General features: G+C 63.4%; 7 protein-coding genes. All 7 read left to right on the plus strand.

Annotated elements, in window-relative coordinates; genetic code table 11:
• Positions 1 to 206: 206 nt before the first annotated feature.
• Entirely contained in the window at positions 207 to 1022 is an 816-nt protein-coding gene (locus VJS38_RS20670; protein ID WP_324090034.1) for an IS5 family transposase, read from the plus strand.
• 439 nt (positions 1023 to 1461) lie between these two features.
• The gene (locus VJS38_RS20675; RefSeq protein ID WP_324090035.1) at positions 1462 to 2097 is read left to right on the plus strand and encodes a TetR/AcrR family transcriptional regulator; all 636 of its coding nucleotides are present in this window, start codon (positions 1462 to 1464) and stop codon (positions 2095 to 2097) included.
• Between the two features lie 404 nt (positions 2098 to 2501).
• Positions 2502 to 3497, plus strand: a complete 996-nt coding sequence (locus VJS38_RS20680) for a GlxA family transcriptional regulator (RefSeq protein ID WP_324090036.1) — start codon at positions 2502 to 2504, stop codon at positions 3495 to 3497.
• A gap of 476 nt (positions 3498 to 3973) precedes the next feature.
• On the plus strand, positions 3974 to 4336 hold the full coding sequence (locus VJS38_RS20685; protein ID WP_324090037.1) for a DUF6616 family protein: 363 nt from the start codon (positions 3974 to 3976) through the stop codon (positions 4334 to 4336).
• Between the two features lie 140 nt (positions 4337 to 4476).
• Positions 4477 to 6846, plus strand: coding sequence for a TonB-dependent receptor (locus VJS38_RS20690; RefSeq protein WP_324090038.1), 2370 nt, complete (start codon positions 4477 to 4479; stop codon positions 6844 to 6846).
• Positions 6847 to 6983: 137 nt separating this feature from the next.
• Positions 6984 to 8780 (plus strand): tannase/feruloyl esterase family alpha/beta hydrolase, encoded by a 1797-nt coding sequence (locus VJS38_RS20695; protein WP_324090039.1) that lies wholly within the window; start codon positions 6984 to 6986, stop codon positions 8778 to 8780.
• A gap of 64 nt (positions 8781 to 8844) precedes the next feature.
• Positions 8845 to 9551: aminotransferase class III-fold pyridoxal phosphate-dependent enzyme (locus VJS38_RS20700; RefSeq protein WP_324090040.1), on the plus strand; the 707-nt coding region annotated here is incomplete at its 3' end.

Genomic DNA, 9551 nt, shown 5'->3' on the forward strand with positions numbered 1-9551 from the left:
GCTTGAATACCGCAATCCCTTGCGGGCATGCTTTGCCCGGGTGGTATCGGTCCACATGTGTCGCTCCGTCGATGCTTCGCAACACCGACAGAATCACAAGCCTCTGATATCACCCAACTTCTTTTCGGGGCAGACACTTAGACCGGACGTTTTGAAATTCGGGTCGTAGGCTATCGGCGGGGTCGCGGTTGTGATTCAAGCTTTGGATGTGGACCGAGCAGAGCCGCGGCCGGATGGCCAAGATCGCCAAGAAGACCAAGCGCTACCCGTCTGATCTGACTGACGAGGAGTGGGAGCAGATCGCGCCGCTGATGCCGAAGCCGGGTCGTCGGGGCCGGCCGCGGGAGGTGGACTTCCGCGAGGTGATCAACGCCGTGCGCTACCTCGTCCGCTCGGGCTGCGGCTGGCGGATGCTGCCGATCCACTTTGGAGCTTGGCAGACGGTCGATGGCTGGTTCCGGGAACTGGCGCGGCGGTTCCTGTTCCAGACCATCCATGACGTGGCGCTGACGGTGGACCGTGAACGGGCGGGTCGCGAGGCGAGCCCTTCCGCGGCGGTGAGCGACGGCCAGTCGGTGAAGGCGCCGCATGCAGAAACCAGGGGCTATGACGCCGCCAAGAAGATCGTCGGCCGCAAGCGCCACATCGCCGACGGGCGACTGCTGATGGTCAATCTCACGCCGGCGGACATCTCCGACAGCGCCGGCGCCCAGGCCATTCTCGACGCCATCCGCAAGTGCTGGCCCTGGGTGAAGCACCTGTTCGCCGACGCCGCCTATGACCGGCTGAAGCTCATGGACAAGGCCGCCTATCTCGACTTCGTCGTCGAGATCATCCGCCGCTGCGATGATCAGAAGGGCTTCCAGATCCTGCCCCGGCGCTGGGTGGCCGAGCGCACCTTCGGCTGGATGACCCGCTGGCGGCGCTTGGTGCGCGATTACGAAAAGCGCATCGACGTCTCACACGCCATGATCCTTGTCGCCATGGGCGGCAATCTCATCCGCAGAAACGCTCATCCTTGATTTTCAAAACAGACTCTCAGCCAACGGCTCGGAATGCTGCCCTCGCGACCCATCATTCCAATGCGTCATGGTGCTGTCAAAGCCTACTCGCCCGATCGCCGCAGGGTTTGGTCATCGAGCCGCACTGACGCGTGAGCGCCGACGGGCCCAGGGGTGCGCAGACATGAGGCGTCCACAAATCAGTTGCTATTCGACTTCTCAGAGGCGACCGTGGCCGCGGGCGGTAAAGTGGCCCCGACCTCGACAACGTCACTCGGCGCATTAAGCTGCGCCACATGCATCGCGCATCAAGACGGGCAGGGGGGGCGCGCAGGCTTTCGCTCTCAAGGCGGTTTGGGGAGCGAATTTTGGATGATTAACACGGCATTGTGAGGTCCAGGCGCGTCTTCAATCGGCTGTGGCCGGAAATGATCCTCCAGTCCAAGAACCCGAGTCCAATATGATGATGCTTCAAAGCAGGAAGGGAACAACGCAGGCGCGAGGCCGACTTCGCCGTCGCAAGCTGTTGGACGCGGCGCGGCGGCTGCTTGGCCAGTCCACTCTGGATGTGATCGGTCTAGCGGACGTCGCTGAGGCGGCGGGAGTGCCGAAGACCTCGGCTTACCACTTCTTTCCCAGCATCTACGATCTCTACGTTGAACTGTCACTCGAGCTGGCCGCCGATCTCAGAGGCGAGCTTGAAAAGCCGCTCAGACATGAGCATTCGGAATGGCAAGGAGTTATTTCGGAACTTGTTGACCGCGGCGCCGCGTTCTTCATCGAGAATTCGGCTGCACGGCAACTCCAGATCGGTCCGAAGACGCCGCCGGACATCAAGAGCAGGGATCGGGTAAACGACTTCGCCCTTGCGCGCCTATTTGTGGGTCATATCGCCTCCCTGTTCCGACTGCCAGATACGATGGATTGGGATCCGATCTTCTTCCGCGCGATCGAGGTGGCGGACCTCATGTTTGTACTGTCTGTGCGCGAAAGCGGAACGGTCACTCCATTCTTCTCGATTGAGGCGTCACGCGCCATGGTAGCCTACCTGGAACTGTATATACCCAAGGTGTTGTCGCCAGCGGTCCGGAGCTAGGAGGCTAGGGTTTGGACGCGCGTTCCTGATGGGCGAATTGGCGCACAAACTCGTTCTAATACGAATATTCGACGCGATGTCCGGATCAGACGGACGGGTTGTGGGCACAGGGGGACCACCAACGGAGGCCGAACGCGCGCCGCGCCGGGCGCGGCGACTTGATATACGAGAGTTGCGTTGGCAGGAATTGACGAGTATCTAACATTGCTGCCGACGGTCGAGCCTGTAATGTTTCTCGCGTTCGGCCACGAATTGGCGGTCCGCCCGGAAATACGGCTTCGAGCAACGAAAGCTGCGCGATGGAATCCTGCCCGCAAGATGAAAGAGCGGCCCCACCCGACCAATCGGCGCTCGGGCCTGACGCCGGCGCGGCGCCGCCCGCCCCGGGACAAGCGCCGCGAACCGTGGTCGTGCTGGCCTTCGACAACATAACCCTCTCCGACGTCGCCGGGCCCGCGGACGTCTTCGATCTGGTTCGGCAGATCTTCTCGCCGGCGGAACAGGGCGGGGCGAACTTGTACCAGGTGGTCGTCGCCTCGGCGCAGGGCGGCCCCATCCGTTCGGCCTCCGGCGTGTCCATCGCCACTTCAGCGCTGGGCGATCTGGAGGGCGGCTGCATCGACACGCTGATTGTGCCTGGCGGCGGGCCGCCGGGCGACCCACCGGTCCCGGCGGACGTCGTGGCTTGGTTGGCCGCCGAGGGTCCGAATGTGCGGCGTATCTGCACCGTGTGCACCGGCGTCTTCCTGGTCGCCGAAGCGGGTCTGGCCAACGGCCGGCGCGTGACCACGCATTGGATGGCGGCGTCGACCTTGGCGGAGCGCTATCCACAGACCATCGTTGATTCAGATCCAATCTTCATAAGGGACGGGACGATCTGGAGTTCGGCCGGGTTTACGGCCGGCCTCGACCTGGCTCTGGCGCTGATTGAGGAAGATTTCGGCCACGAGATGGCCATGCGGCTTGCCCGTGCCTTGGTCATGTTCATCAAGCGTCCCGGCGGCCAATCCCAGTTTTCGGCTCCGCTGGCGTCCCAGTCGGTCGGCGATTCGACGTTCGAAAAGCTCCACGCGTGGATCATGGAGCACCTGGCGGAGGACCTTCGGGTAGCGAGGCTCGCCGAACAGGCGCGGATGACGCCGCGGACCTTTGCGCGGCGCTATGTGGCGCAAGTCGGTCGGACGCCTGCGAAGACGATCGAGTTGTTTCGCCTTGAATCCGCGTGCCGTCAGCTAGTTCAGACGAATATGCCGCTCAAGAAGATTGCTTGCGAGAACGGGTTTGGCAGCGAGCAAAACATGCGGCGGACCTTCTGCCGCCATTTCGGCGTTCATCCGCAGCAGTACCGTAATAATTTTCGATCGCGCAGTTTCGATTTGGCGGCGATGGCTGCAGAGTAGACGGCAGGCGATGCAAGGCCGCGGCTGTGCGCGGCGCTCGGACCGGCTCCGTTGTCAGGTCAACGGGCTGGAGGCGCTCTGACCCCAGAAGTTCACCGGTCCCCCGCGCCGCCCCGGCCGCCGTCCGAATTTCGCCCTTCGGTCCATGCGCTGATGCAAGTCCGCAACGCTCAGGCTTTGATCCTGCTTTGCGTGCGCCGTGACCGATTTTGACGCTTGTATGTCCTTTAGCGGGCGACTGGCTTCCTGTTCACTGGTCTGACAGCGCGACCACATCGCCATTATTTCAAAAGCGGGAGCCTCGACGGCTCTCCAGAAGTCGTGGATCGCGCGCTTGGGGGAGGGGCGAGTGAGATATCTTCCGACGAGCATCGACGCTCTGCTCGGTCCGCCGGCCTCGCTGGCCCCCAGATCTTCTGTCGATGGCCCTGCCTCCCGAGGCGCGTCGAACATCACCACCTGGTAAAGAAGAGGGAATGACAGTGTCCTTCGCGTTCATTGAGCTTTACAACCCGAGACCAAGCTGGCTCGCCCTCAGTGCGTCCGCACAGCAGGCCTATGTTCAAGCCGTCGTCGGCCATGTCGAGCAGGCCGTGAGCTCCGGCGTTGAAATATTGGCCTTTGGCACGAACGCGCACGCCACGCCCCATCGTTCGCCGTACGCTTACTACTGCGTCTATCGCCTGCCGAACGCCGAAGCCGCTGTTGAGTTCGAACAGCTGATTCAGTCGGCCGGTTGGTACGATTATTTCGACCAAGCGAATCTTTGCGGGCCGACCTTCGAAGTCGGCGAATTTTTCCAGACTCACGTCGGCGCGACGGGGCACGCGCCGGCTTAATCTCCATGTGAATCACCGAAAATCAAATCAAACCGGACCGGCGCAAATCAAAGCCGGCCGGACATAACGATGTGCGGCAGGGGAGCAGTTCGTTGAGCCATACTGGACAACCAATAAAGGCCGAAACAAGAGCGCGGCTGTTGAGCTTCAGCGGAGCGCTCGCGGCGCTTCTTCCCCTTTCCGCTCATGCCCAAGCGCCGGAAGGCGCCGGCAAGGGGCGCGACAATGAGGCCGTCCAGATCGGCGAGATCGTGGTCACCGCCACACGCTCCAGCGAGCGGCTGAGCCGCGTTCCCGTGAGCGTCACCGCCTTCGACCAGGCCAAGCTCGATCAGCAAGGCGTGCGCAGCGTCGACGACGTCGCACGCCTGACCCCCGGCGTCGTTTTCACGAGAACCGGCTTCGCAGGCAACAATCAGATCGCGATCCGCGGCATCTCGTCGACCGTCGGCGCGTCGACCACTGGCGTCTACATCGACGACACCCCGATTCAGGTCCGGTCCCTCGGCTTCGCGTCCTCCACCGCCTATCCGGAAGTGTTCGACCTAGCGCGCGTGGAAATCCTCCGCGGCCCTCAGGGCACGCTGTTCGGCGCCGGTTCTGAGGGGGGCACGGTCCGTTTCATCAGCCCCGAGCCCGGGTATAGCCAGTATAGCGGCTACGGCCGTTCCGAGCTGTCCTTCACGAAAGACGGCAGCCCCAACTGGGAGCTCGGCGCGGCCGTCGGCGGCCCGATCGTGCAGGATCGCGTCGGCTTCCGGGCGAGCGTGTGGGGGCGCCGCGACGGCGGATACATCGATCAGGTTTCGCAGTTCGACAACAGCGTGCTCAAGAAGGACGCCAATTCCCGCGACGCCTTCTCCGCCCGCCTCGCGCTCGGCTTGAGGCCGACGGATTGGCTGACGGTGACGCCGAGCGTCTATTTCCAGCGTACGACCGCGTACAGCTCTCCCGAATACATGGATCGCATCTCGGATCCCGACAAAGGCGTTTTCCGCAACGCCGAGCCGGTGCGCAGCAAGTTCCCGGACAAGTTCGTATTGCCGAGCCTGAACGTCGAGGCCGAGTTCGGCGATTTCAAGCTGACTTCGGTCACCTCGAAGTTCGTGCGCACGGGGCGCCCGCTGCAGGATTATACGCTGACATTCCCGCCCCTATTGCTCGGATTCGACGTATACCGCGACGCTCTGTTCAATCCGCTCGTGCCGGATTACATCCTGCGGTCTCAGTTCCACGCCAAGCAAGACAATTTTGTGCAGGAGATTCGGCTGCAGTATTCCAGGCCGGATGCCCGGTTGAGCGGCATCGTCGGCCTTTTCGTACAACGCGCGAAGCAAACGACGGGGCAGACTTTCATCGACCCGATGCTGCCGGAATTGATCTCCAGCTATTTTGGCGGAGCGACCGTCGAGCAAGTCTTCGGCATCCCGATGATTGACGCGACCACCTCCTACGCGGCCTCGGACGTGGCGCGCGACAGGCAGGACGCGCTCTTCGGCGAGTTGACCTATCGCGTGACGGATCGGCTGAAGCTCACGGCCGGAGCGCGCTATGCGAAGACCTCCCTCGAGTATTCGACCTTCCAGGCCGGGCCGTGGGCCGGTACGCCGACGCTGAGCGCCTCAGGAAAGCAGAAGGAGAAGCCCTTCACGCCGAAGTTCGGCGTGACCTATGAGTTCGACGTCAGCAACATGGTGTATGCGACCGCGGCGAAGGGCTTCCGCGTGGGCGGCGTCAACAAGCCCATTCCGATCATCAGCGACGCCTGCCGCGGCGACCTCGAGGCGTTCGGCCTCTCGTCGGGCGTCGGCCCGTATAATTCCGACCAGGTCTGGAGTTATGAGGTCGGGGCGAAGAACGGTAACCTTCTAAATGGGCGCCTCCAGATCTACAGCAGCGCCTACTACATCAAATGGTCCAAGATCCAACAGTCGATCCCGCTTTCCAACTGCGGTTTCGAATTCGTCGACAATCTCGGCTCGGCGGTGAGCAAGGGCGTCGACGTTCAATTCCAGGCCAAGGTGGCGGAAGGATTGCAGCTCGGCGGTTCGGTCGCCTACAACACCGCCTACTATACGCAAACCGTGTTCGGCGCGCCGACCGGGGCCGGCGGCGAACGCGGCATCATCGTGAACGATGGGAACGCGCTGCCGACCGCGCCCTGGATGGTGACGCTCGACGCGGACTATGAGCATGAATACGCTGACGAAAAGGTCGGCTATGTGCACGCGACCTACACCTTCCGGTCACGCAATAATCGCCGGCTGCCGCAGCAGGACCCGACCACCTTGTCGTACAATCCGGACCAATTCGGCGGCCAGGCGACGCAGCTGGTGAACCTGCGCATGGGCATGCGGGTCGCCGGCGTCGACATGTCGCTGTTTGCGAACAATCTGTTCAATTCGCATCCGGTGTTGACGCGCGACAACCTCGCCAACGGCGGGCTGGTGTTCTTCAGCACTACGTTCGTTCCCCGGACGGTCGGGCTCACGACCACCTACAAGTTCTGATCCGACGCGCGACTAATCATGCCGGAGACGCTGAATTGATCGTATCGCAATTTTCGGGGCTTTTCGGGGCCGCTCGTTCTGTTCGCCATGCGGGTCGCGCCGCGGCCGTCGCAATCCTTGCCTTGGCTTGGCTCGCCTTGACCCCGCGAGGGGCGGAAGCGCGCGCCGCCGATTGCAGCACGACGGCGCTTCAGGCGATCGCCCCGGCCGAACTCAAGATCAAGGACATTCCGAACTTCGCTCCCTCGCCCGGCATGCCGCGCACGCAAGGCGGCGTGGCCCATGTGGCGGCGGGGCCGGCGACGCCGGAATATTGCCTCGTCACCGGCTCGATCGTGACGAACCCGAAAACCGGCAAGACGGCGAATTTCGCGACGATCATGCCGGCGGCGGGCGACTGGAACCGGAAGTTCCTGTTCCAGGGCTGCGGTTACAATTGCGGCGAGGTCGCCGCCGAATGGTTCGGCGACGTGCGGCGCGGGTACGCCGTCTGGTCGACCGACGACGGCCACCAGGCGAACAGGACCCCGACGGAGCGCATTCCGCCGCCGGTGGACGCGAGCTGGGCGACGACGTCGCCGGGCAAGGCGAACGCCGACGCGGTCGAAGATTTCTATCAGCGCGCGGTCGCGGAAGTGGCGCGCGTCGGCAAGGAGTTCACCCGCAGGTACTTTGGATCCAGCGAACTCGATCGCGCCTACATGATCGGATGCTCCGACGGCGGCCGGGAAGGCATGGTCGCGCTGAGCAACTATCCGGAAATGTTCGATGGGATCGTCGCCGGCGCGCCGTTTTTCGACATGGCCGAAGAGATGTTCGTCACCTACGTCGGCACGCTCGCCCAGCTACGCTCGCCGGGCGCAGCGCTGCCGGCGCCGCTTTACGACGTCCTGGACCGCGCCGTCCGTGCGCGCTGCGATACGGCCGACGGGGTGGCGGATGGCCTGGCGCAGGCGCCTGAACAGTGCGACTTCGATCCCTATAAGCACTTGCCGCGCTGCAAGGCCGGCCAAGCTTCCGCCGAGTGCTTTACGGACGAGCAGATCGATACGGTCAACGTCATCTTCTCGGCGATCGTCAATCCCCGGGGCGAGGTGGTCTATCCGGGCTATTCGTTCACCGATCCCCAGCGAAATGTGCAGATGTGGGTGGGCTTTCACGGCGCCCCGTCCAATCCCAATGGACCGGACCCCTGGGCCGCCAATCCGGCGGACCAACCGTTGGGATGGTACTGGGCGAGCGGCAGCATCCGCCATCTGATCTACCAGGACGCGCCAGGGTTTAACCCCGTGAAGACCCCTGGCGTCACGTTCGCACGCGACGCAGCCGGCCGCATGCGTGCGGTGATCCCGCAGGCGACGGCCGATCTGGCTGCGAGGATGACCAAGCGCGGCAGCGGCGCCACGCCCAGCGCGGCCGCGACCTTCCTGGGGCAGGGCCGCAAGCTGATCATGTACCACGGCTACAGCGACGGGCTGATTACGCCTTACAGGACGGTTCAGTACTACCGCGAGCTGGCGAAGCAGAACGGTGGATACGAGAAGCTGCAGAACAAGGCCGTGCTGTTCATGGTCCCCAACATGGACCACTGCTTCCTCGGCGTCGGCCCGAATTCATTCGGTCAGCTCTCGGACATGCATGATCGTCTGCCGAACGACGCCAGGAGCGACCTGCTGATGGCGCTCGAGCGCTGGGTCGAGCATGGGGAGAAGCCGGAATACCTGATCGCGACGAAATACAAGGACGATGCACCGGACCAGCCCGTCCTTCGGACCATGCCGCTCTGCCCCTATCCGGCGATGGCTCAGCATCGCGGCGGTGGCGACGTGAACACCGCGCAGGCCTGGAGTTGTCCGGCCGACGACAAGCGGCTGCTGAAAACCGGCAGCGTCGGCGAGCGGGTAGGCGCCGAGGCGAAGTTGCAGGTCCCCTAGTCGTCGTTCAACAGCGGCCCCGGGGGGCGTCGCGGTCGATCCGCGCCGCCCCCGGAGCGACAAGGTGAAGGTCGAAGAGATGCGGGGAGTCGACCCGGACAAGGTCAAAAAGGTCTATGCCCGGGAGGTGCAGACCTTCCTGCAAATGAACCAGAAGTCGCTTGAGCTTCACAAGCGCACTCTGGAAACGATGCCGAACGGCGTCCCAAACTATTGGATCAGCTATTTCCCGCACCCGCATCCGATCTTTTTCAAGGAGGGCAGGGGCGCCCACGTCATCGACGTGGACGGCAATGAGCGTCTGGATTTCTGTCTGGGCGGCTCGGCGTGCCTATTCGGCTATGGCGAGCCGAAGGTCGTCGAGGCGGTGGCCGATCAGATGGCGCGCGGATCATCTCCGCTCCTCGCCACCGAGGACGCCTATTACGTCGGCATGGGGTTGAAGCGCGCCTTCGGCCTTCCCTTCTGGCAGGTCTATGTCTCGGCCACCGAAGCGAACCGCAATGCGATCCGCATCAGCCGGATGCTGACCAAGAGAGAGAAGATCCTGGTCTACAACGGCGGCTACCTCGGGGCGGTCGAGGACAGCTTCGCCGTGCTCGCAAACGGCAGGGTCGCCCTCGAGCCCGGCGTCGATGCGAATGCGCGGGACGTCGGCCGCATGACCAGGGTCGTCGAGTTCAACAACATCGAGGGGGTGAGGCAAGCCCTGGCCGATGAGCAGGTCGCCTGCGTCATCGGCGAGCCGGCGATCTCGAACTCGGGCATCAT

Source organism: Phenylobacterium sp. (assembly GCF_035276905.1).
Classification (GTDB): Bacteria; Pseudomonadota; Alphaproteobacteria; order Caulobacterales; family Caulobacteraceae; genus Phenylobacterium.

Excerpts from the sequence above, each read along its gene's own strand:
- VJS38_RS20675 (WP_324090035.1), top strand. The coding sequence starts at position 1,462 with ATGATGATGCTTCAAAGCAGGAAGGGAACAACGCAGGCGCGAGGCCGA.
- VJS38_RS20685 (WP_324090037.1), top strand. The coding sequence starts at position 3,974 with ATGACAGTGTCCTTCGCGTTCATTGAGCTTTACAACCCGAGACCAAGC.
- VJS38_RS20670 (WP_324090034.1), top strand. The coding sequence starts at position 207 with ATGTGGACCGAGCAGAGCCGCGGCCGGATGGCCAAGATCGCCAAGAAG.